18 protein-coding genes, 2 pseudogenes and 1 riboswitch are annotated in these 22,273 nt (G+C 34.5%); of the genes and pseudogenes, 11 read left to right on the top strand and 9 right to left on the bottom strand.

The window, feature by feature from the left end:
* The 5 genes and pseudogenes from DN394_RS12845 to DN394_RS12825 all read right to left on the bottom strand — a co-directional run.
* Positions 1-171: pseudogene (locus tag DN394_RS12845) on the bottom strand (serine hydrolase domain-containing protein); the annotation flags it as partial.
* Positions 172-574: 403 nt separating this feature from the next.
* On the bottom strand, positions 575-1,048 hold the full coding sequence (locus tag DN394_RS12840; RefSeq protein ID WP_149293850.1) for a hypothetical protein: 474 nt from the start codon (positions 1,046-1,048) through the stop codon (positions 575-577).
* Complete coding sequence (locus DN394_RS12835) at positions 1,020-3,152, bottom strand: site-specific integrase (protein ID WP_149293849.1); 2,133 nt, start codon at positions 3,150-3,152, stop codon at positions 1,020-1,022. The genes DN394_RS12840 and DN394_RS12835 overlap by 29 nt, the downstream gene beginning before the upstream one ends.
* On the bottom strand, positions 3,152-4,510 hold the full coding sequence (locus tag DN394_RS12830; protein ID WP_149293848.1) for a tyrosine-type recombinase/integrase: 1,359 nt from the start codon (positions 4,508-4,510) through the stop codon (positions 3,152-3,154). The genes DN394_RS12835 and DN394_RS12830 overlap by 1 nt, the downstream gene beginning before the upstream one ends.
* Before the next feature lie 33 nt (positions 4,511-4,543).
* Positions 4,544-5,098 (bottom strand): helix-turn-helix domain-containing protein, encoded by a 555-nt coding sequence (locus DN394_RS12825; protein ID WP_098090969.1) that lies wholly within the window; start codon positions 5,096-5,098, stop codon positions 4,544-4,546.
* 667 nt (positions 5,099-5,765) lie between these two features.
* Here DN394_RS12825 and DN394_RS12815 point away from each other — a divergent pair.
* From DN394_RS12815 to DN394_RS12795, 4 genes and pseudogenes are all read left to right on the top strand, one after another.
* The gene (locus DN394_RS12815) at positions 5,766-5,975 is read left to right on the top strand and encodes a hypothetical protein (protein WP_098705263.1); all 210 of its coding nucleotides are present in this window, start codon (positions 5,766-5,768) and stop codon (positions 5,973-5,975) included.
* Positions 5,976-6,034: 59 nt separating this feature from the next.
* Positions 6,035-6,415: a BA_1872 family lipoprotein gene (locus DN394_RS12810; RefSeq protein ID WP_149293847.1), complete on the top strand. Its 381-nt coding sequence runs from the start codon at positions 6,035-6,037 to the stop codon at positions 6,413-6,415.
* Between the two features lie 327 nt (positions 6,416-6,742).
* A complete protein-coding gene (locus DN394_RS12800) occupies positions 6,743-8,788 on the top strand; it encodes a class I SAM-dependent methyltransferase (protein WP_149293846.1) in 2,046 nt (681 codons plus the stop codon).
* A gap of 27 nt (positions 8,789-8,815) precedes the next feature.
* Positions 8,816-8,946 (top strand): annotated as a pseudogene (locus DN394_RS12795) (radical SAM/SPASM domain-containing protein); the annotation flags it as partial.
* Between the two features lie 169 nt (positions 8,947-9,115).
* Here DN394_RS12795 and DN394_RS12790 read toward each other — a convergent pair.
* Entirely contained in the window at positions 9,116-9,640 is a 525-nt protein-coding gene (locus tag DN394_RS12790) for a GNAT family N-acetyltransferase (protein ID WP_097917633.1), read from the bottom strand.
* A gap of 142 nt (positions 9,641-9,782) precedes the next feature.
* Here DN394_RS12790 and DN394_RS12785 point away from each other — a divergent pair, with 142 nt between their 5' ends.
* The 3 genes from DN394_RS12785 (at position 9,783) to DN394_RS12775 (ending at position 12,562) form a co-directional block, all read left to right on the top strand.
* A complete protein-coding gene (locus DN394_RS12785; RefSeq protein ID WP_097917634.1) occupies positions 9,783-10,481 on the top strand; it encodes a response regulator transcription factor in 699 nt (232 codons plus the stop codon).
* The gene (locus DN394_RS12780) at positions 10,471-11,538 is read left to right on the top strand and encodes a HAMP domain-containing sensor histidine kinase (protein ID WP_141520993.1); all 1,068 of its coding nucleotides are present in this window, start codon (positions 10,471-10,473) and stop codon (positions 11,536-11,538) included. The genes DN394_RS12785 and DN394_RS12780 overlap by 11 nt, the downstream gene beginning before the upstream one ends.
* 82 nt (positions 11,539-11,620) lie before the next feature.
* Positions 11,621-12,562, top strand: coding sequence for a M23 family metallopeptidase (locus tag DN394_RS12775; protein ID WP_098705261.1), 942 nt, complete (start codon positions 11,621-11,623; stop codon positions 12,560-12,562).
* Here the strand turns inward: DN394_RS12775 and DN394_RS12770 are convergent.
* Positions 12,519-13,814: an Nramp family divalent metal transporter gene (locus tag DN394_RS12770; RefSeq protein WP_098705260.1), complete on the bottom strand. Its 1,296-nt coding sequence runs from the start codon at positions 13,812-13,814 to the stop codon at positions 12,519-12,521. The two genes, DN394_RS12775 and DN394_RS12770, sit on opposite strands and share 44 nt — an antisense overlap.
* A 491-nt stretch (positions 13,815-14,305) precedes the next feature.
* On the opposite strand from DN394_RS12770, the gene trhO reads away from it, so the two are divergent.
* A complete protein-coding gene (trhO, locus tag DN394_RS12765; RefSeq protein WP_149293845.1) occupies positions 14,306-15,265 on the top strand; it encodes an oxygen-dependent tRNA uridine(34) hydroxylase TrhO in 960 nt (319 codons plus the stop codon).
* Between the two features lie 208 nt (positions 15,266-15,473).
* Here trhO and DN394_RS12760 read toward each other — a convergent pair whose 3' ends face one another.
* The gene (locus DN394_RS12760) at positions 15,474-16,949 is read right to left on the bottom strand and encodes a hypothetical protein (protein ID WP_046959100.1); all 1,476 of its coding nucleotides are present in this window, start codon (positions 16,947-16,949) and stop codon (positions 15,474-15,476) included.
* A gap of 174 nt (positions 16,950-17,123) precedes the next feature.
* Between DN394_RS12760 and panE the strand changes: the two genes are divergently transcribed.
* Complete coding sequence (gene panE / locus DN394_RS12755; RefSeq protein ID WP_149293844.1) at positions 17,124-18,068, top strand: 2-dehydropantoate 2-reductase; 945 nt, start codon at positions 17,124-17,126, stop codon at positions 18,066-18,068.
* 55 nt (positions 18,069-18,123) lie between these two features.
* Here panE and DN394_RS29390 read toward each other — a convergent pair whose 3' ends face one another.
* Positions 18,124-18,252, bottom strand: coding sequence for a hypothetical protein (locus DN394_RS29390; protein ID WP_000031869.1), 129 nt, complete (start codon positions 18,250-18,252; stop codon positions 18,124-18,126).
* Between the two features lie 140 nt (positions 18,253-18,392).
* A riboswitch (cyclic di-AMP (ydaO/yuaA leader) is annotated at positions 18,393-18,539 on the top strand.
* A gap of 144 nt (positions 18,540-18,683) precedes the next feature.
* Here DN394_RS29390 and DN394_RS12750 point away from each other — a divergent pair.
* Entirely contained in the window at positions 18,684-20,510 is a 1,827-nt protein-coding gene (locus DN394_RS12750) for an APC family permease (protein WP_000254869.1), read from the top strand.
* 593 nt (positions 20,511-21,103) lie between these two features.
* Positions 21,104-22,264 (top strand): non-hemolytic enterotoxin NHE subunit A, encoded by a 1,161-nt coding sequence (nheA, locus tag DN394_RS12745; RefSeq protein WP_097917642.1) that lies wholly within the window; start codon positions 21,104-21,106, stop codon positions 22,262-22,264.
* Positions 22,265-22,273: the final 9 nt, after the last annotated feature.

Raw genomic sequence — 22,273 nt, 5'->3', positions numbered from 1 at the left:
ACCATCAGCAAGTATTGAGAGTGACATTCCAGGCACACCTGACGTACGACAGGCATCATCTAGCAATGCTTGTATTGCCACAGATTTCGAATCTGACAACGCATAACTTTGTGTTGCGAATCCTGAGAATAATATAAATATCGTTAATACAAAAACAATAGTCTTTTTCATACACTCTCCTTTCTGAAGACTTATAAGGGTATAAATAACTTATTTTTATAACTATAAACTAAATTCTGATTTATATTTCTATTTATCTATATAATATCAAATAATTGTGAAGAGTTACACTTAAACTAACGGGGGCGTTAGTTTAATAAGAAGTAAACAACTTTATTATTCATTTTTTAAGCATTACATAAGCAGATGGATATAATTTGAAACAACTTTAAAGAGCCTTGCTGCATATAGAATGTAGTAAGGCTCTTATCTTTTTTAATCAAAATTCAATAACTTTATTATCACTATACACCTGCACATCAAAAAAGAATTCTTGATCAAATTTTATTATAAACGATCAGCTTTTTTATAAATTATCAAACTTTATTTTAAAGCCACAGTAAATACAGAAACTCTATTGGAACTGCTCGAATTGCTTGGTTAACCACGCTTTATTGTTTTCTACAATATATTGTTCTGCCAAGATAAGTCGTTGTACAAGTTCTTTTTTAGACATCTTCATATATTTTCGTTCGGTATTGTCTATACTTCGGTCTGCTCGTATGCGTCGATAATCAACAGGAGCAAAGGCAACAGAACGCTTTTGTAGATACTGATCGGAATTTGATTTTTGCTTGTATGTTTTGCTGTGTTGTTTATAATACTCATTCAACTCTGGATTTGTCATAATTGTATTAGAGTGAATACCTTTTCCTTCGGAATCAATCTCTTTAGACTTCTCCGATACAGTTTTTAATGTAACAGGGAGGTTTCCTTTGACCAGAAGGTCAATTGCTTCCTTACCTAATAGGAGGGAACGGCGGCTTCGAGATTCGTGAACTCCTTTTAGCCATGTTTTATTATTTTTTGAAGGAAATGTGTGGTCCATATGTCCGTTCCTCCTGATATTTTTCGATCAATTCAATCTCTTTTAATTCATTCCTTGCAAGTTTCTGCATCTGTTTTGCCTTATTTACTTCAATCGTCAAACCCATAGAAACAAAACGCTTTTCCATATCCTTTGATAATTCAATTGTTTCAAGAAGTTCATGCTTCTTTTCAGGTTGCGGAATCTTTGCCACACATCCTAAACATGCCATTTTCACAGGACATACTTTATCTGTCACACAAGTACCGCCTAACACGTTGTTGTATATACCTACTTTCGTTTTATATTCCTCCCATTCCCGCTGAAGTTCTTCGGGACTCCGAAGAATCGCTTCATCTAAATCAACATAGTTAGCAATCACATCATGTAACTCTCCAATCTTTTCGGCTACTTGACTTGGAGTAGGTTCCGAATAATACCTTGTTACATTCACGTCACGCTGATGGAGTATTTTTGCTACAATGTCAATTGGAATTTCCTGACGTTGAACTGCTTCCGTTGCGAACGCATGACGAAGTAGGTGTGTTTTAAGAACAACAGGTCGTCCTTCTTGGGTCTCGAAGAACAATCCATGCAAGAGAAAACGAAGGCATGACTGAAGTGTTACTTCCTGAAGTGCTTTCTTATTGTATTGAAAGAAATAAGGCTTTTGCTCTGGAAATAGGTGTTTTCTTCTAGCACGATATGGTACATTGGGAATTTTCCCGTTGTAATGCTCTTTTAGCATTAAATTGACCTTTTTTATCAATTGAAAGGTTTGCTTACTGATTGGATAAGATTCGAGAGAATCTCTTCCTTTCGGGATGGCATAGAAGAAAAATTTCAGGTCACCATTTATTTTTATAGCTCGTAAATAATCTTTTTCACTGTTAAGTTGTAATAGTTCGTTGATTCTCGATCCTGTGGTAGTCAAAATGTCTATTGCTAACAAACCGAAGGTTGATACGGCATAAAAGGGGTCTACATCAAATAGAATGCCTTCGGCTTTACTGCTGTTAAGAGAGACAAAGGTACTTGTACATAGAACGCCTTTGTGTTTGGAGTAAAACGGTGCAGGGTTTTCTGTTAAATTTTCTTCTCCATATCCCCATGAAAACAAGAGTTTTCGTTTCTGCTGTATTTCTTCCTCTGTCGCATTTGAATACCACTGCCCCAACACGCCTTCTTGCAAGATTTCTACAAACCACAGCCCCTCCGCTACATCGTCATCTTCCAATCGTTCAGCTTTCAAAAACTCTACAAAATAATGATTCTTCGTCTCGGAATACGTTCCTGTACGCTTTTCGGCTGACTTTACAATGGATTCTGCAAATTTCCCTTTGTGGTATAGGACAAAGGAAGGTTTATCCCATAAACGGAAGTGAAACCGCTCTCCAATACTTTCCGGCTCGTCATAGTGAAACTCTAAAGGTAGAGTGATATCTCTCTGTTCAGTTTGTTTACAAGCTATCAGAAAGGCGTCTCGTAATCGTTTCATCTGATTCCAGCGGAAGTTTGCTTTTACCCGAATTTGAGGAAGATGCGGTACGATGGCATCCGTTTCACTTTTGCGAGTGTGTTGAGCTTGTTCTTTTGCGTGTTTATTGAATATAAAATCTCGATTATCAAACGTAGGCATAGGGAGTAAGAATTGTTGAAAATACTCTTGTTGTTCCTGACATAACTTTGATCTAAGCCATTTTTCATTTGAGTAAGAAATAGAGTTATACAATCGTAAAAATTCTGCCCTTTGGTTATTTGAATGCTCAGGATAAATAAGACCTTTAAGATAGTCATACATATGCTTCGCTGTATCAAAATCAGTGAAAGTCTTTAAATCGTAAGCATGAAATATATTTTTAAACCTAACATTTATATTTCTAATATTGTTAAATACTGTCTGTGCATCCAAATTTCTATCTCCGCCAATAAGCATCACCAATAATAATTGATTCTGCCAAGATGTACCTAAACACTGATTAATGAAATGTTTAACAGGTAATTCATTCAACTTATCTAACAGAAACACACCTCTACTATCACGCAAATAAAGAATGTGTTCATCTACCTTACCTGCTAATTCCTTATAAAAAGGGGAGTTTGGTGAACTCATAGATTTTGTCATCATTCGTCCTCCAAATCATTTAATAGTACATGTATATCTACCTCTAACTCCGTTTCTTTTGCTTTATCTATAACAGTCAGAAGGGGCCTCTTAGTACGTTTCTGTTTCAGCTGTTCCACGTACTCTTTTTCTTTCTCTGCTATTTGTTCAAGCATATTGTCATGAAAATTTCGATGCCTTTCCTCGTCAAAATGATGTTCGTACACGTCCATCGTATCTTTTTGTTTCCACTTCATGTATTTAAAGAGTTCATCTTTTCGCTGTTGTATTTCTGCATCTGTCTTGGAAATATTATAAATCTCACGCATTCTTGTCGTGACAAACCAATGTCTTGTTTTATGTGGATTTAACCTCATGTCCATCATTTTCATGGCCTTATTCCAATGTGGATACCAAGTCTGATAAGAAAATGGTGTTCCTCGATGCGTCAGGAACATGGGTGCATTGTTAGGTAGAGAATTAAAATCCCGCTCTAACGGGTCAAATTTTTTACGCTCTTGATTGATATATTGAAACAGAAGTTTCGTTGTGTCTTTTTTGAATCGAAGAAACTTTACTCTACGTCCATGACTGCCTTTATTAAACGTGCTGACTTCTTCAAAGGACCTACGGGAACGATAATCGCCAATGGTGAGTTTAATTACCTCAGAAACTCTTGCTCCAGTATCAAACAACATACGGACAATGACCTTTTCTCTCAATGACCAATTTACCTGATCGCCTGCTTGTTTAACTTTGTGATAGAGAAGAGGGTCATCAATAATTTCAGGTTGCCATTCCTCGTTAATGAGTTTGAAGTAGGAATCTGTCAAACGTCTATGCTCAATAGGGTTCTCTGTTCCTGCTTCGGCAGGCATTCGGGGCTTATTTTCTCTAACACCTTCGGTATTTGTTTTGTAATCATCCAATATCGCATGAGAGTCGATAAGAGGATTCGGATAGCCATACTGTCTCAGTGTAATCAAGGACTTATAAAATGACTTGAGAGCGGAAAGGAAGCGATGAACAGTATTCGGACTTTTATTGGAATGATTGACAAAGCGAAAAAAATTTTTTTCCCGTACTTTACAAGCCATTTCATTCATCAAATAATCTTCCACAGCAACCCGTATGGCTTCTGGAGAGTCACTCCATTGTACACGTTTCCCCTGATAATTGCTGTGCTTGTCTAACCAAGTGAAAAACGGCATCAGGCATTGTAGATATGACAACGCTGAACTTTCCGAATTCTTTCTACTGACATCATCATGAAAGTCTGCCAGTGGCAGGAATACCTTGTTATTTGGGGTGAACACAAGTAGTTTATATCGGCTTTGAACGCCTTTTGGACAACGTAAGTGGTAATAACTATCTCTCATTTTCATAGCCTCCTGTCAGATATTCATAGCTAATTATTCTTCTAACCAATTGAAGAAGGGGACTTTCGGTTGATACTCATGTTGCTCCTGATTCGCCATTGCTTCATAGTCCAGTTGGTTAAAATCGTAGATATGTTTACTTTGTTTTTTTGATAATTTGACAGGAACAGTCGTTGGACTCCAATTCTCTCGAATGGCTTTCTTAATAAACCCGTCGGGGTTTTTCACTTTGGTAGTGGATTGTTGGATAATCAATAGAATTTCTAAGGTTCGTTTGATCCCGACAACGGATAAAAGAGTAAACATTTCATGCGTTGGAGATGTTAGTGTAACTACCTCATATGCTAATTTTACTAACTCCGATTCTTCAACCTCGTTCCGTATCACTTGTTGATTTTGCTGAGAATCTTCTTTTACGAATCCTGTTCCTTGCTTGAAATGTACAAGATCGCCTTCAGGAATTCTCCATCCTTCTTTATCGCTATTGCGAAATGCGTTTGGGAACTTTCCGGACCGTAGCCATCGCTTAATTGTTTCCTCATGCTTCTGTAAAGCTAATGATAATTCTTTTACTGTATACATGTTCATGTAAGCACCTCAAAAATAAACGGTTATTTAAAATGGAAACATACATTCTTGTTTAGTGTAACCACACTAATGTTGTTGTAAACAATATATTTTATGAAATTGTTGTTGTTGTATATGAGGTCATAAAGCGGTCTCTATAATAAAAAAAGTACATCACTCTTATTGAGCAATGTACCAATACGTATATAATGTGCAACATTATATACATCCTCTTATCCTTATAAGGAAAGACAGATATTGTTACTTATTTATTTTACATAGTAAAGTAAGGTTTTTTTAAAGAGTGCATGGAATAAGGGAATACAGTACAAATCAGCATACAAACAATCTCTTGTTGTAACTATGTTTGTTTTTAATTATATAAAAAATATTATTAGATTATATATTTTGTCATTGATATACTTAAAAGGTAATTGAGGTATTGAGATGAATTGATAGAGATGTTCGTGTAGAATTATTTGAGTATTATAAAAAATAGGAAGGCTTAAGTGTTTGATTTGAACGGGGCTTTTTCTATACGAATTAATTGGTATGTATAATACTTGGGGGATCTTTTGAAGCTAGAAAAAGCAGAGTCAAATTCCATGTACCATTAATTAGGTCCTGGTGTAGGTTTATGGGGATGTGGTTTAGAAGTTAATGTTAAGGAATAAAGGGGATAATTAGTATGAATAAGAAAGTAAAAAGATTTAAATATTTTATGGTTGTATTAGCCTGCATTGCAATTTTTGGTACAATTTTACCTAATGCATTAGATCCAAATGAAACATTAGCAGGTAACATCTCAGTTGCAGTTTTTGGTACAATGGGTACTTGTTTATTATTTTCTATTACTTATTTTATTATGAAAACAGCTATTTTAAGAGGTGGGAAATAAGATGGTACAAAATTTAGAGTTAGAATTTTAATTCATATACATAAAAAAGGAGAATTTCTATGAAATTACTACGTTTATTTATGATCCTCACTCTTGTTGTATTGTTAAGCGCATGCAATACAGCAACACAAGTCACAAAGGTTCAAAAAAATGGCGAAACGACTTTGAAAATTGGTTCGTTGCAAGGGTATTACGATGTGCAAACGGTTAAAGCTGAAAAAGGAAATGTGAAAATTCCTTATGAAGCAGCCGTTGAAGAAGGTACGATTTTATTGCAAGTTACAAAAGATGATAGGGTTATTTATGAAGAAGAAGTCACTTCTCAACAAGAAGGTCTGCTTTCTTTTGAAGCGCCAAAATCCGGATCATATGATTTAATTGTACGAGTGAAGGGTGAAAAAGAGAAAGCAAAAGAAATTCAAATACATACTAAGCTATGAAAAAATGGCAAGTGGAGTGCACCCGCTTGCCGTTTCTATTTTCGGTTGATTCTATCACAACATATGTTTATCAATTTAAGAAATGATTCGCTGAGTCCTGCTGTTTATTCCGCCGAAATTCCTGATGAAGTTAAAATAAGAGATGAACAAAAGAATGTGTTACAAACTTGGCATGTTAGAAACGAAATTGATAACTCTCTTTTAGATGATAAAAAGACTGGGTTTGATGCATTTGTATTTGAAAGAGATATAGATGGTAAAGGGGACATAAGGTGATAATCTTTTTAGAGAAGATGTCCCAGACCATACTACTGATATTGATTATATATGGGGGTAAATAAGTTGAAAAACATTGAAGTTCTAAATACATACATTGAAGGGTTTTCTAATACTCTCCCTACGTGGTTAAAGTATCTAATCGAGGCAGAGGAGATACATCAAAACTATGAGAATGTACAAGTACTTGGTGAATTAAAAACAGATGCGGTGTTGTACTATGTACACCGTACGCTGCAAGTGTTAGATGGATTGTCTTTAGATGAAGAAGCGTATCGCATTATTGAAAAAGTACTAACGTATAGTGAGCTTGCAAAGGTAGGCTCTTTAAAACAGCGAGAGAAATGGAAGGAGAACGGAATCAATCTATTGGTACATAACGAGGGTTCTGCTGATATCTTTAGTGATATTCAGTTTATCGAACATATAGAGACAAACTTAAACTCTACTGAGTATTTGTTTGTTCGAGATTTAATTAGAACACATGGATTAATCGGGCAGTATATCCGCGGAGAGGCTCGTTTGAACTCTCATATTGATTTAATTGACACATATAAAGAAGAATACGGAGACGTTAGGTTAAAGGAGATTCTATACTACCTTAATCAATGTATTATTGAAGGTGTATCAAAATCTTTGTGGAGCGAAGTAAAGAACGATGTGAAGATTACAATTGATGGTCTGTTTGATGGTTATGTGGAGCCATTTACTTCTCGCATACATAGACTCACACCAAAACATAAGGAGTCAGCATTTGAAAAAGATATAATTATGGGGAGCGAGAAGAGTGACGTTCAAATATTCTTATCCGATAAGGATTTGTGGTATGTAGAACCGTCTATGCATGCTCTTAGCTTCGAGGATATTTGGACAGTTTTTGTTATGTTAAAGAATGAGATAGGCACTAGAAAGGTTCAGCATATCCATTTCGAGAAATTGATGCAGCAGTTGCACTATGATTTCAAAGGCGAGAAAAAGGACAACGTGTATCGTAAGCGCGTTATTGAGAAGTATCTACGGGAGTACCGTGAGAACGAGAAGCCGAATACAACGCATGTTTCTTTTGAGGTTAAAGTAGATGAAGATATGAAAACTGCATATGTGTCGTTTCAGTTTTCTGCTGTAGGTGAGGCGTTAATTACCTTCTGTGTAGAGGCAGAAAAGATAGATATGATGCATGCTCGGGCAAATGTACTGCTCTTTGATTTCTTCGGGTTACGTAAGGATGCATATGATAGATTCCATAACGAAGAAGTGTATTTGGAGCATATGAATAGTTCGGCTGATGATAAACGAATTATTCTTGATTATATAAAGGGAGATACGATTGTAGATGTCGGATCCGGTGGTGGTGTTATGCTAGACATGATTGAAGAAGAGACCGAGGATAAACGAATATACGGTATCGATATTTCCGAAAACGTGATTGATACGTTGAAAAAGAAGAAACAGGACGAAGGTCGTTCTTGGGACGTCATTAAGGGGGATGCAATCAACTTAAGTAGCTCGTTTGATAAAGAATCGGTTGATACGATTGTATATTCTTCTATCCTTCATGAGCTGTTCTCTTATATCGAGTATGAAGGTAAGAAATTCAATCATGAAGTAATTAAAAAGGGGCTCGAGAGTGCTTACGAGGTGTTAAAACCAGGAGGTCGTATTATCATTCGTGATGGCATCATGACCGAAGATAAAAGGTTAATGCGTGTGATTCGTTTTAAAGATGCGGACGGAATGAAGTTCTTAGAGCAGTATGTCCGTGAATTTAAGGGGCGTATAATCCAGTATGAGGTACTGGCAGACAATACAGTCAAAATGCCTGTTAACGATGCGATGGAGTTCCTATATACATATACATGGGGCGAGGATTCCTTCGTTCACGAGGTGCAAGAGCAGTTTGGAATCTTTACGCCAAAAGACTATAAGGATTTCGTAAAGGGTATCTTTGGAGATAAAGTAAACATCGTTCAAGCTATGAATTATTTACAGGATGGATATACACAACATCTTAGCGAGAAAATCGATTTTAAAGATGAGTCTGGGAATGCGGTTGTGCTACCGGATAGTACGTTCTTTATGGTTTTAGAAAAGAAGTAATGATATTGAAAACTTTTAAAAAGTTTAGTTTGTGAGTTTCGATATGTTTGTGGAGGATCTCGTTCTAAAGCATATGCAATGACGGGAGAGTACATGGACAGCTATACATTCCAAAAGCATTGCGAAAACAGAAAAAGAACGTAAAAAAAGGGACATGAGTAAGAGTATGCTCATGCCTTTTTTTAGATTATATAATTTATTGTACTTCGCATCAGTCGTATGATGATCTAAGAAATGAAAAACGCTCGGTTTCCTATCTTTCGTTAAAAATCCACTATCTTGATTCATTATGCTGAAACGAGTTTTTACGTATAATTTCTATTAAACTCATTTTAATAAAGAATAAAAATTCGTATCATATGGGATATCATCTTGATACATATAATTTTTTAGAACTCCTTCTTTTTCAAAACCTAATTTTAATAGCACTTTATTGGAAGCTTCATTTTCAAGAAATACAATTGCTCCGATCCGTTTTAAATGAAGTGTGTGGAAACCGTATGATATAACTTCAGAAACAGCTTCCGTCGCATATCCTTTTCCCCAGTGTTCAGGGAGAAAGGCATAACTTATATTGGCTCGTTTATGCTCAGAAGACCAATCATGAAACCCGATTGTTCCAACGAGCTCTTTTTTGTCTTTTAATTCGATTCCCCATTTTATGCCGCTTCTTGCATTGTAACTGAGCTTAAAGTTATGAATGACTTGTTTCACTTGATTAACATCTTGTAATGGTTTTTGACCATAATAGCGCAGTACATCAGTATTAGAAAAGCATTGTAGTATACCCAGTGCATCTTCTTCGGTAAGTTCTCGTAAAACGAGTCGGTCGGTTTTCAATTTAGGAAACATACTTTCACTCCATTTCTTCTGAAACTAGAATGTGTTGTTATTATATAATTTAGTCTGAAAATAAAGATTATTCAAGAGGTAAGTACGGTTTTGATTTGTGTTAAAATTGATTGTGGAATATATTTCAAAAAGAGGTTTGTATATGGAGAAAAACTCAATTTTAATTGTAGATGATGATCAAGATATTGTTCGATTTGTTAACGCGAATTTAATGCAAGAAGGCTTTAAAGTTTTTAGTGCTCATAACGGAGAAGAGGCTTTAAAAATAATAAATAATAACAGTATTCAACTTGCTATTTTGGATATTATGATGCCACATATGGATGGGATAGAATTGTGTAGAAGGATTAGAGAGAAACATAGTTTACCAATTATGTTTTTAAGCGCGAAATCATCGGATGTAGATAAAGTAATTGGGTTTAGTACTGGGGCAGATGATTATATTGTGAAGCCGTTTAGTACAATTGAATTTATAGCAAGAGTGAAAGCTCAATTAAGAAGGTATACATATTTCAATCAAAATGCTGTCCAAGTAATAGAAAAGAAAATAAATATTAGAGGTTTAGAAATAGATGAAGTGTCGAGGACAGTAATGTTATATGGGGAAACGATTAATCTTACGAAAACTGAATATGATATTTTGTACTTAATGGCCGCTGCAAAGAATCGTGTGTTTACTATTGAAGAAATATATGAGAGCGTTTGGAAAGAAAGAGCCTATGAAAGTAATAATACAGTAATGGTTCATATTGCGAGATTGAGAAATAAAATTGAAGAGAATCCAAAAGAACCGAAGTTTATTCAAAATGTTTGGGGAGTCGGATATAAAATTGAAGATTAAATCATTACAAGGCATTAGAGCTAAGTTTTTTATCGCATTCATATGTAGTATTTTGCTAGCAACCGTAAGTATAATAGCGTTTCAAATTGTAATTGGAAATATATATAGTCATGTTACTGCGTTAGAGGAAAAATATTCATTTTTATATTTTATAGTTTTTTTAATTTTTACTACAACATACTTTGCATTCATGACAAAAACAATGATGAAAAGGTTATCTGAAATTAACAAGAGTGTGAAGGAAATAAGTAATGGTAATTTTGAAATACATATACCTATTTCAAAAAATGACGAGATTGGTGAATTAGCGAAGAATGTTAATAGAATGGCGAAAAGTCTAAAAGAGTCTATCGAGAATGAAAAAAAATCGCAGGAAATGAAAACTGAAATGATTAGTAATATTTCTCATGACTTACGAACACCTGTAACATCTCTAATCGGTTACGCGGACCTGTTAGGAAATCAGCTTCATTCAAATAGAGAAGAATGTGAACAGTATGTAAGTATACTAAAGCGAAAAAGTTATGAATTAAAAAATCAAGTAGATGATTTATTAGAATATTGTCAAATAAATTATAGAGAGATCGAATTACATAAAAGTGTAGTAAATATGAAATCGTTCATTGAACAAATCATGATTGATTTTGTACCACAACTAGATGATGCCGATATGAGCTTTTGTATTAATGGTGATAAGGAGTTACATGTGGAAATAGATGTAGCGCTTATGGTGAGGCTATTCGAAAATGTAATTAGTAATAGTATTATGTACGGGAAAGACGGAAAGGATATTTTAATTCAAGTTTCTAAAAAAGACATGAATGCTGAAATAGAAATTAAAAATTTTGGACAATGTATTCCGGATGAGAACCTTCCTTACGTTTTTGAGAAGTTTTATCGCGGTGAAAAATCACGTAGCTCTCATACGGGTGGAAAAGGAATGGGACTTGCAATTGCAAGAAGTGTAGCAGAGCTTCATAAAGGGGATATCACTGTGTGCAGTAACGAGAAAGAAACTGTTTTCACTATCGTTTTACCGCATTATAAAGAATTGTAAGAAAGTCGTAAGTATTTCTTTTATATGTCGTAATTTTCACTTCGTATCATGTAGAACAAAGATATGAGAGTGGGGATACAACATGTGGAAGAAATATGTATTGGTAATTTTAGTTGCGTTTTTAATGATAAGTTGGAGTGTAGTTTGTTTAGCTAATGGTGTTATATCAGTCATTGTTTGGTGGAGTATACAAGCCTTTAGCTTAGTATCAATCTTTATTTTGATAGGGTCAGCATTACTATTTGTGTGGAAAGGCATTTTCAAAAATCGAATAGATAGAATATTACTCTTCATAGTTCTTTTCTCTATAATTGGAGCTTGGCCTTTAGGATGGTTTGCTAACATAGGGGGACTTGCTTATCCAGCAGATGTACATTCTATGAATCCTAAAGCAGTAGTTCGCTTTCCTTTGAATGAACGAGCATTAGTGGGCTGGGGTGGTGATCGATTAGAAACGAACTATCATGTTATAAAACCAAATGAACGATGGGCATATGATATTCTTATTCCGCCTGCTGAAGTGAAAAGTAGTAAGTTAGAGGATTATGGAATATATGGAGCGAAAGTAATGGCACCAGCTTCTGGAACAGTTGTATCAATCAATAACGATGAAAAAGATGTAGTTCCAGGAGAGGATGATTTTCAGTCAATGGCGGGGAATCATATTTATTTGCAACTAGATGAATCAGGGACATTTTTGATTCTTGCCCATTTAAAAAAAGGATCAATTAAAGTGAGGGAAGGCCAACATGTAAATGAAGGAGAGGTACTTGCTCAAGTTGGTAACTCAGGAAGTTCAAGTGAGCCGCATTTACATATTCATCATCAAAGGCAGGATCCATCCAAGGTGAGCATATTTCTTTCGGAAGGATTACCACTTTACTTCCGAACTGAAAAAGGTACGATAATGCCAGAAAGAGGTACATACATAAGTGGTAATGAAAAAAGGTATTCCAGTTTTATTGGAATACCTTTTCTCATTACCCTACAAATGTTTGATACAGTAAGAAAATATTTAAAATGATAACAAGTGCAGCGATGATCCAAGCGATAAAGGTTGTTATGCGGTGATTAACGAGCGCACCCATAATTTTTTTATTGCTTGTAAACATAATAAGTGGTACTAATGCAAAAGCAATACCGAATGATAAGACGACTTGGCTCATGACTAGAGCGTAAGTTGGATTTACACCTAAAGCGATAATAACTAATGGTGGAATCATTGTAATAAAACGGCGTAAGTATAACGGAATATGCATTCGAATGAAACCTTGCATAATTATATCACCTGACATTGTACCGACAGAAGAACTAGATAGTCCTGCTGATAAGAGCCCAATTCCAAATAAAGCAGCTGATACAGGGCCGACTAAAGTACTGAACTGGTTAAAAGCAACATCAAGATCTTCAACATGCAAGCCATTTTTAAAGAATAGTGCAGCAGCAACAATTAACATACTTGCATTAATTGCTCCAGCGATAACCATTGCGATAATGATATCAATAAACTCGAAGCGGAAAATCTTTTTCTTTTGTTCATCATTTGTTCCGATCACGCGGCGTTGTGTCAATGCAGAATGTAAATAGATTGCATGTGGCATAACTGTCGCACCTAATATCCCTGCTGCAAGTAATATACTGTCTACACCTTGGAATTTTGGAATAAATAGTCCTGAAAGAAGGGGACTTAATTCTGGTTTTGCATAAAAAACTTGAATCCCAAATGCTATTACTACGATAAAAATCATCCCTGTAATAATAGCTTCTAGTGGGCGAAATCCTCTGCGTTGAAACTCAAGAATAATAAATGATCCGACTGCTGTAATTAAAGCAGCTGGTAACATCGGAATTCCAAATAATAAATACAATCCGAGTGCTGCCCCGATAAATTCCGCTAAATCTGTAGCCATAATAACGAGTTCACCTTGAATCCATAAGCCAATAGACACAGGTTTTGGAAAGTGTTCGCGAGCAATTTCAGGTAAATTATTTCCCGTAGCAATTCCTAATTTAGCTGATAAAGTTTGAATTAATACTGCCATTAAGTTAGAGGCGAATATAACCCATAATAGTAAATATCCATATTGTGAACCAGCTGCGATATTTGTAGCAAAGTTACCAGGGTCAATATAAGCTACGGATGCGATAAAAGCGGGTCCTAAAAACGGTAACAGTCTTTTCCAGCCTTTCGTTTCTCCACTTAAAGCTAAGTGTGCTGATTGAACAGTTGTACTTTGAGAAGGGACTTGTTCATCTTTTGATATATCTTTATTCATAGTAGTTTTCCCCTTTGAAATGTTAACTTGATGAAATTATTGTAAGTATTCTTATTGTTTATTTCAATACATTTAAATGTATTAGATGATATTTTTATTTGAACATAAATGTTTCCTTAGTGCAAATTATATGCCTTGCTACAATAGATGGTGTCGTGTTATAAAAAAATGGGAGTTTATGGTGTGATCACATGGGGAAACATAATGAATTAAAGGACTAATTTTGAAATTTATGTGAACATAGAGCCTATATTACAGCATATTAATTGATGGAAATGAAATTGTATGATATATAATATATTGGGATTACAACATAACCATAGTGTTTTGTGATGTAATCTTGTTTTTATTTTCGTTAACTTATAGAAAAAATTGTAAATAGAAGAAAATAGGCTAAGTACAATTTAGTATGTATTTTCTTATTATATATGTTTTGATATGAACGTTAACTTATACATGATTTTAAAATTTAGATAGGTGGTAGAAATAAATTGGCAACTACAAAACCATATAGAGTATTACTATATTACATGTACACAACAATTGAAAATCCAGAAGAATTTGCTGAACAGCATTTAGAATTTTGTAAATCACTTGAGTTAAAAGGAAGAATTCTTGTAGCGACAGAAGGAATTAATGGAACTTGTTCTGGAACTGTTGAGCAAACAGAGAAATACATGGAAGCAATGAACAATGATCCACGTTTTGCTGGAATCGTTTTTAAAATTGATGAGGCAGATGAACATGCATTTAAGAAAATGCACGTACGCCCTCGTCCAGAGTTAGTTACACTTCGTCTAGAAGACGACATTAATCCAAAAGAAATAACTGGTAAATATTTAGAGCCAACAGAATTCTATAAGGCAATGAAACAAGAAGATACAGTTATCATTGATGCACGAAATGATTATGAGTTTGATCTAGGTCACTTTAAAGGTGCGATTAAACCAGATATTGAATCATTCCGTGAGTTGCCAGATTGGATTAGAGAAAACAAAGAAACACTTGAAGGTAAAAAGATTTTAACATACTGTACAGGCGGAATTCGTTGTGAGAAGTTTTCTGGTTGGTTAGTTCGTGAAGGTTACGAAGATGTAGGTCAGCTTCACGGCGGTATTGTAACGTACGGAAAAGACCCAGAAGTACAAGGTGAGCTTTGGGATGGACAATGTTACGTGTTCGATGAGCGTATCTCTGTACCAGTAAATCAAAAAGAGCATGTTATCGTTGGTAAAGACCACTTTACAGGTGAACCTTGTGAGCGCTATGTAAACTGTGCAAATCCAGAATGTAATAAGAAAATTTTATGTTCTGAAGAAAACGAAGCGAAACATTTACGTGCATGTTCTCATGAATGTCGTGTACACCCACGTAATCGTTATATCGTTCAACACGAATTAACTGAAGAGCAAGTAGCTGCTGCATTAGAGAAAATCGAAGCAGGGAAGTAAGCTAAATTATTGTAATAAAAAAGTACTCCAAATTTTATTTTGGAGTACTTTTTTTACTATGTGTTTTTTATCAGTTTTAGTCGGTAAGTCGATATATCTTAAAAATCGCTGATATAATTTGAGTTGCGCCGATGTATCTTAAAAATCGCTGATAAAAATTTCATTCACTGAAATGCTCTACGTATTTGTAATTTGAAAATGACCCTTTTTAATGTTTATCATCTTTCTCTTTAACAGCAGAAAGTACAGTTTGTTTTACCCATGATTTTCTTCGTTTATGTTGTAGACTCCATTGGTATAAACTTTGCGCACCTAAAATAAGTGAAATGACTATGCCGCTAATTGCTATTAAAAGCGCGAAAAATTCAAGTGGCGACGAGATTTTATTTGAATCGGTGTTTCTTAAAAGATCAATCATAGTAAACCCTAACATTTGGCCTACTACAGAGTAGAGCGTTAAAATTAATAGTAAAAGACTATCTTTTTTAGAAGCGACATTTTCTTGATATTTAAACAAACTATCAAGATTTTGTTTTGCATTCGAGTATAGTACTTCAATGTTAAATAGATTTCTTAAGCGGAAGAAAATATCTTCACTCTGTGATTGGGATACTAACTCTAAAGAGAAGTAATTTGCTGTAAATGAATTGATTGAATAAATTAATTGCTCTATTTCATTTGTATCTTGTTCAATGTTTAGTTCAGCATAAGCGTTGGCCATCTTTAATAAAACAACTTTATGAAATAAGTTTAATAATAAAGCGTAATAAAACTCCCCGTACATTTGACTAGCAAGTTTAGCGATTGCTTGCTCACCTTCATTTGTTATACATGTAAAAATATGTTCTTCCATAACAAAGTAGCGATTAGGAGCCCATCTTTGATAAGAATGTTTTATTAAATAATCTTGAATATAAGGAACATTATTTGCGCTAATATACGGCTTACCATCGTCTGTTAATCCGGAAAGGCTGGAAGTACGATAAACATCCACTTCATTCAGGTCCATATCTTCTTTTATAGATAATAACGTTTGTACATACATTCTTTGGTCTTCAAAGAAAGGAAAGGTTTGAAAGTAAGAGCTCCGCAATCTCTTTTTCTCAAAGAAGTCTGTTACACCATGAAATAAATCACCGAATATAAGTTTTTCCACTTGTGAGTATTGTTTTCCGTTACATTCAATACAAATAGTCTCGTTTGTATCATTTTTAGTTTCGAGTACACGGAAGCGGGCGGCGAATTCGATTGCTTCTGATAATGTCATGTTTGGAGCGGTTTCTATTTCTGTCCGAATTGTTAAGAAGCCAAGCTCATAAGGGCAAAGTGTTACATCAATAGAATGAATCTTGAAGGGAACGGAAATAAGATTTGTTGTTAAGTGTCCAGTTAAGTTAAGGTCTTTAGAATAGCGTTGTAATCCTTTTTGATGCTCTGAGTGAGGAAATAGAATTTTATTTGTAAATGAAAGATAGTATGCTTCCATATTTTGATGTGAAACTTGAAACTTTCCGTAGTATGTATTTTCATTTTCAAGATGATCGAGTCGAAAAGGGCGGAAATCATTTTTCTGTAAGAAAGGGAACATATTTTGTTCATATCCAGTTTTAAAAGAAAATGGGAATATAAATTGAAATATAGCTGTTGCTACATCTTTTTCCTCGATTGTTTGTATTGCCTCCATTTACATTGTTTCCTTTCATATATGCTATAAAAACAACATGCCCAAATTTATTTGAAAATAACCACTGTTTTACACTTGATTAAGAATGAAAATTCAGCTTATTTAGTAGGGGACATGTATAATGTTATGTATACTACATGTTGTAAAATTTTATTTTGAAAAGGGGGATGTTGTATGCGTATTTTAGTATTAGGAGCGGGTGGCGTCGGAGGCTTTTTTGGAGGGCGATTAGTCGAAAAAGGAGAAGATGTTACGTTTCTTGTCCGCAGTAAAAGAAAACAGCAATTAGAGGAAAAGGGACTTGTTATTCGTAGTGTTAATGGGGATTTTTCCTTCCAACCGAAATTAATAACGAAAGAAGATCGAACTTCTCCATTTGATGTTATTTTATTTTCAACAAAAGCGTATCACTTAAACGAGGCGATTCAAGATTTGAAGCCGTTTGTAGGTGAAAATACTGTCATAATTCCATTGTTAAATGGTATTGCTCATGTATCACTATTACAAAAAGAATTCGGCGTGGAAAAAGTAATTGGCGGTTTATGCTTTATCGAGACGACGTTAAACGATCAAGGAGAAATTGTACAAACGAGTGCCGCCAACAGACTCGTATTTGGAGAAATAAAGCTTCAAGATTCAGAGAGAATAAAGCATATTTCTAAAGCATTTGCAGGTACGAAATCTAGTTTTGTTTTAAGTGAAAACATTACGCAAGATATGTGGCATAAATATTTATTTATTACTGTAATGTCAGGTGTGACAACATTAATGCGTGCACCAATAGGACCGATTCGTGAAAGCGAAGGTGGACACGATTTTATCCAAAACTTATTTGAAGGATGTGTGCAAATTATGAGATCTATGGAAGCGCCAGTTAAGGATAATATTGCCCAGGAACATATGAAAACAATAGATAAAATTTCGTATGATATGAAGTCATCGATGCAGCGTGATATGGAAAAAGGTTCGTCCATTGAAGGGAAGCACTTACAAGGATACTTACTAGATGTAGCAGAGCAATTTTCTATAAAAGCACCATTATTGGGTGCGGTATATCAAAATTTAAAAGTGTATGAAGAAATGACCTTTAACAGATCAGCAATACAATTGGATGTATGAAAAAACAAAAAAGAAAGCAATATATAAGTGTATTGCTTTCTTTTTTTATGACAAATTATTTATTTCTTTTCGTTCTATCTGTCAAATTTATTTCCTGTTCACGTTTACCGTATAATTGATTAATTTCATTTGCTAACGCATCTAAATAGGAATCGGAAAAAATAGGCTTTTTTTCTTTAGACATATGGGTCTCCTTTATCGATTTTTTAGTATTCATTATGTATATTTACCGGCGGATTATGCGCAATCATTTTAAATTTTTTCTTTTTCAAAATTTTTGTTTACATTTTGAAAATAAAGGAGTATTATAATCCACAGTTTCAATTTTCTAAATCGCTGAAACCGCATGGTACGGGGGACCCGTTCTTATGGATTAGTACTTAATCCAATGGGGTGAATCCTTGAAAAAGGTAGGGCTACTCATAGGCCCGAATCCGACAGCTAACCTCGTAAGCGTTATATTGAGAAGGAAGGTGGAGCTTGTGCGACAAAAAATATAATGTCTACAAGTCTATTTCGTTATGGCTTGTAGACATTTTTTGTTTTCTGAAGAAATCGTTTATCCGCTGTAACTAGCAGAAAAGTTCGTACAAAATTATTGGAGAGTGGACAGCAGTGGTTTCATCTATTAAAAGATTTTTAATTGGAAGACCGTTAAAATCAACTGAGCTTGGAGAACAAAAGCTCAATAAAACGAAGGCGTTAGCAATTTTGTCTTCTGACGCTTTATCATCGGTTGCTTATGGTCCAGAGCAAATATTAATTGCATTAGCAGGTCTTGGGGCAATAGCTTATTGGTACTCCATTCCGATAGCTGTTGGGGTATTAGTGTTATTAACTGCTCTTATTTTATCTTATCGACAAATTATTTTCGCTTACCCGCATGGCGGAGGAGCGTATGTTGTATCAAAAGAAAATTTAGGGATGAATCCAGGGTTAATTGCTGGAGGATCTTTATTAGTCGATTATATTTTAACGGTTGCGGTAAGTGTGTCTGCAGGTACAGATGCGCTCACATCAGCTTTTCCAAGTTTACATGCACATAATGTAATCATTGCGATTATATTTGTTATATTGATTACTATTTTAAATTTAAGAGGGGTAACGGAATCAGCTTCCGTTTTAGCATATCCGGTTTATTTATTCGTTCTAGCACTATTTATATTAATTGGGGTAGGGATATACAATATTTTAACTGGTCACGTTTCACCGACTTTACACACGCCGATTGGAACGCCGGTTGCGGGAATTAGTTTGTTTTTACTGCTACGAGCATTTGCATCGGGTAGTTCGGCTTTAACAGGTGTTGAGGCAATCTCTAACGCAATTCCAAACTTTAAGGATCCTGCACCTAACAATGCAGCGAAAACATTGCTCGCAATGGGTGCATTACTTGCAGTGTTATTTTCAGGAATTGTCTTTTTAGCTTATTATTACGGAATTAATCCAAGTAAGGAAGTAACAGTTGTTTCACAAATTGCTGAACAAACATTTGGACGTAATTTTATGTACTATTTCATACAAGGTACAACTGCTTTAATATTAATTCTTGCTGCTAACACAGGGTATTCTGCATTTCCGTTATTAGCAGTTAACCTTGCAAAAGATAAGTTCATACCAAGAATGTTTACGATAAGAGGAGACCGCCTAGGTTACTCAAACGGTATTATTATACTTGGGATAGCTTCGATTATTTTAATTGTAGCTTTCCAAGGGCAAACAGAACATTTAATCCCGTTATATGCAGTGGGTGTATTTATTCCATTTACACTTTCTCAAACGGGTATGGTATTAAAATGGCTTCGTGAAAAACCTGAAGGATGGGCTTTGAGATTAACGGTTAATTTAATTGGTGCAGTTATTAGTTTTATCGTAATGAGCATGTTCTTTTTAACTAAATTTGCACAAGTTTGGTCAATCCTTATTTTCTTACCTGCCATCATCTTCTTGTTCCATCGAATTAAGAAGCATTACGATGCAGTGGGCGATCAATTAAGTTTAAAAACTTGTGAACCACTTGTTCCAATTGAGGGAAATGTAATTGTCGTTCCTGTAGCGGGCATGACTCATGTGGTGGAAAATTCATTGAACTATGCGAAGGCTCTTTCTGCAGATCAAGTTATCGCTGTATATGTTGCTTTTGACAGAGAAGAGGAAAAGAAATTTGAAGAGAAATGGAAGAAGTGGCAACCTGAAGTAAGACTTGTTACCTTACATTCTCACTATAGAAGTATTATTCAACCGCTAACAAAGTTTATTGATACAGTGCAATATAAAGCGAGTGAATCAAATTACCGAGTTACTGTCGTTATACCACAGTTCATACCGAAAAAAGGTTGGCATAACATTCTTCATAATCAATCTAGTTTACTCATACGTGCGTATTTACTCTATAAAAGAAATGTTGTTATTACGACAGTTCCATATCATTTGAAAAAGTAAGAAGATTTTTTAAGGATAGCTTTACGAAAGTGAAGCTATCCTTTTTGTGTATACACTATGCATAATTGCATATGGGTCTAAAAAATATATCAATATAATTTTTGTATCTATGAATAAGTAGAGGTTTTTGTTGTGATATATGGATAACTCAATTGAAAAAGTGAAGCGGATTATATTTTGAAATAAGGACAGGAAAGCTTGAAAATAAAGGGAATGAAAATACTTCTTTACGTTATATAAATAGCTGTGTTTAAATGACCTTACAGTACAAAACTTACATGAAAACAAAACGAAATTTCATATTTACGTACGTTATTTAGTTTAAAATGAATAATATTTTTATGTAATATATTCACTGTGTGAATGTGAGGATGGCTATAAAATAGAAATTTTATACAATATTATTCATACTAATCACATATGAAATGTTTTATAACAATAAGTAAGTACTGTAGCAATAAAAGTTGAGAGAGGTGGTTCGTACATGGATCGCGGTGAGAACGTTCTCTATTTTAACCATCTCAAATTATGTGCAAGAAAATAGAATAATAAAATGCGATAGTAATAGTTGCTAATACATAGGAGGAGTTAAAGTGAAAAAGACTTTAATTACAGGGTTATTGGTTACAGCAGTATCTACGAGTTGTTTTATTCCTGTAAGCGCTTACGCTAAAGAGGGGCAAACAGAAGTGAAAACAGTATATGCACAAAATGTAATTGCTCCAAATACATTATCCAATTCAATTAGAATGTTAGGGTCACAGTCACCACTTATACAAGCATACGGATTAGTTATTTTACAGCAGCCAGACATTAAGGTGAATGCGATGAGTAGTTTGACGAATCATCAAAAGTTTGCAAAGGCAAATGTAAGAGAGTGGATTGATGAATATAATCCGAAGCTAATCGACTTAAATCAAGAGATGATGAGATATAGTACTAGATTTAATAGTTATTATAGTAAGCTCTATGAACTAGCAGGAAACGTCAATGAAGATGAACAGGCAAAAGCAGATTTTACAAATGCATATGGAAAATTACAATTGCAAGTACAAAGCATCCAAGAGAGTATGGAGCAAGATTTATTAGAGTTAAATCGATTTAAAACGGTATTAGACAAAGATAGTAGCAACTTATCACTTAAAGCTGATGAAGCAATAAAAACACTGCAAGGATCAAGTGGAGATATTGTGAAATTAAGAGAAGATATTAAAAGAATTCAAGGGGAAATTCAAGCGGAATTAACGACTATTTTGAATAGACCTCAAGAAATTATTAAAGGTTCTATTAATATCGGTAAACAAGTATTTACAATTACAAATCAAACTGCACAAACGAAAACAATTGATTTCGTTTCTATCGGTACTTTAAGTAATGAAATTGTAAATGCTGCAGATAGTCAAACGAGAGAAGCAGCTCTTCGCATTCAGCAAAAGCAAAAAGAGCTATTACCACTTATTCAAAAGTTATCACAAACTGAAGCAGAGGCGACACAAATTACATTCGTTGAAGATCAAGTAAGTAGCTTTACAGAACTAATCGATCGTCAAATTACAACTTTGGAAACGTTATTAAAGGATTGGAAAGTTTTAAACAATAATATGATCCAAATTCAAAAGAATGTTGAAGAAGGCACATATACAGATAGTAGTTTACTGCAAAAACATTTCAATCAAATTAAAAAAGTAAGTGATGAAATGAATAAACAAACGAATCAATTTGAAGATTACGTTACAAACGTTGAAGTACATTAAGCAGAAAAA

Source organism: Bacillus sp. BB081 (assembly GCF_008368895.1).
GTDB classification, from domain to species: Bacteria; Bacillota; Bacilli; order Bacillales; family Bacillaceae_G; genus Bacillus_A; species Bacillus_A wiedmannii.
Note: the sequence above shows the minus strand (reverse complement) of the source record. Positions and strands in the feature narration are given on the sequence as shown.

What these genes read in the sequence shown, in the direction of transcription:
- DN394_RS12840 (WP_149293850.1), bottom strand. Translation starts at nt 1,048, where the DNA reads ATGGACCACACATTTCCTTCAAAAAATAATAAAACATGGCTAAAAGGA.
- DN394_RS12835 (WP_149293849.1), bottom strand. Translation starts at nt 3,152, where the DNA reads ATGACAAAATCTATGAGTTCACCAAACTCCCCTTTTTATAAGGAATTA.
- DN394_RS12830 (WP_149293848.1), bottom strand. Translation starts at nt 4,510, where the DNA reads ATGAGAGATAGTTATTACCACTTACGTTGTCCAAAAGGCGTTCAAAGC.
- DN394_RS12825 (WP_098090969.1), bottom strand. Translation starts at nt 5,098, where the DNA reads ATGAACATGTATACAGTAAAAGAATTATCATTAGCTTTACAGAAGCAT.
- DN394_RS12815 (WP_098705263.1), top strand. Translation starts at nt 5,766, where the DNA reads ATGAATAAGAAAGTAAAAAGATTTAAATATTTTATGGTTGTATTAGCC.
- DN394_RS12810 (WP_149293847.1), top strand. Translation starts at nt 6,035, where the DNA reads ATGAAATTACTACGTTTATTTATGATCCTCACTCTTGTTGTATTGTTA.
- DN394_RS12800 (WP_149293846.1), top strand. Translation starts at nt 6,743, where the DNA reads ATGGGGGTAAATAAGTTGAAAAACATTGAAGTTCTAAATACATACATT.
- DN394_RS12790 (WP_097917633.1), bottom strand. Translation starts at nt 9,640, where the DNA reads ATGTTTCCTAAATTGAAAACCGACCGACTCGTTTTACGAGAACTTACC.
- DN394_RS12785 (WP_097917634.1), top strand. Translation starts at nt 9,783, where the DNA reads ATGGAGAAAAACTCAATTTTAATTGTAGATGATGATCAAGATATTGTT.
- DN394_RS12775 (WP_098705261.1), top strand. Translation starts at nt 11,621, where the DNA reads ATGTGGAAGAAATATGTATTGGTAATTTTAGTTGCGTTTTTAATGATA.
- DN394_RS12770 (WP_098705260.1), bottom strand. Translation starts at nt 13,814, where the DNA reads ATGAATAAAGATATATCAAAAGATGAACAAGTCCCTTCTCAAAGTACA.
- DN394_RS12760 (WP_046959100.1), bottom strand. Translation starts at nt 16,949, where the DNA reads ATGGAGGCAATACAAACAATCGAGGAAAAAGATGTAGCAACAGCTATA.
- panE (WP_149293844.1), top strand. Translation starts at nt 17,124, where the DNA reads ATGCGTATTTTAGTATTAGGAGCGGGTGGCGTCGGAGGCTTTTTTGGA.
- DN394_RS29390 (WP_000031869.1), bottom strand. Translation starts at nt 18,252, where the DNA reads ATGTCTAAAGAAAAAAAGCCTATTTTTTCCGATTCCTATTTAGATGCG.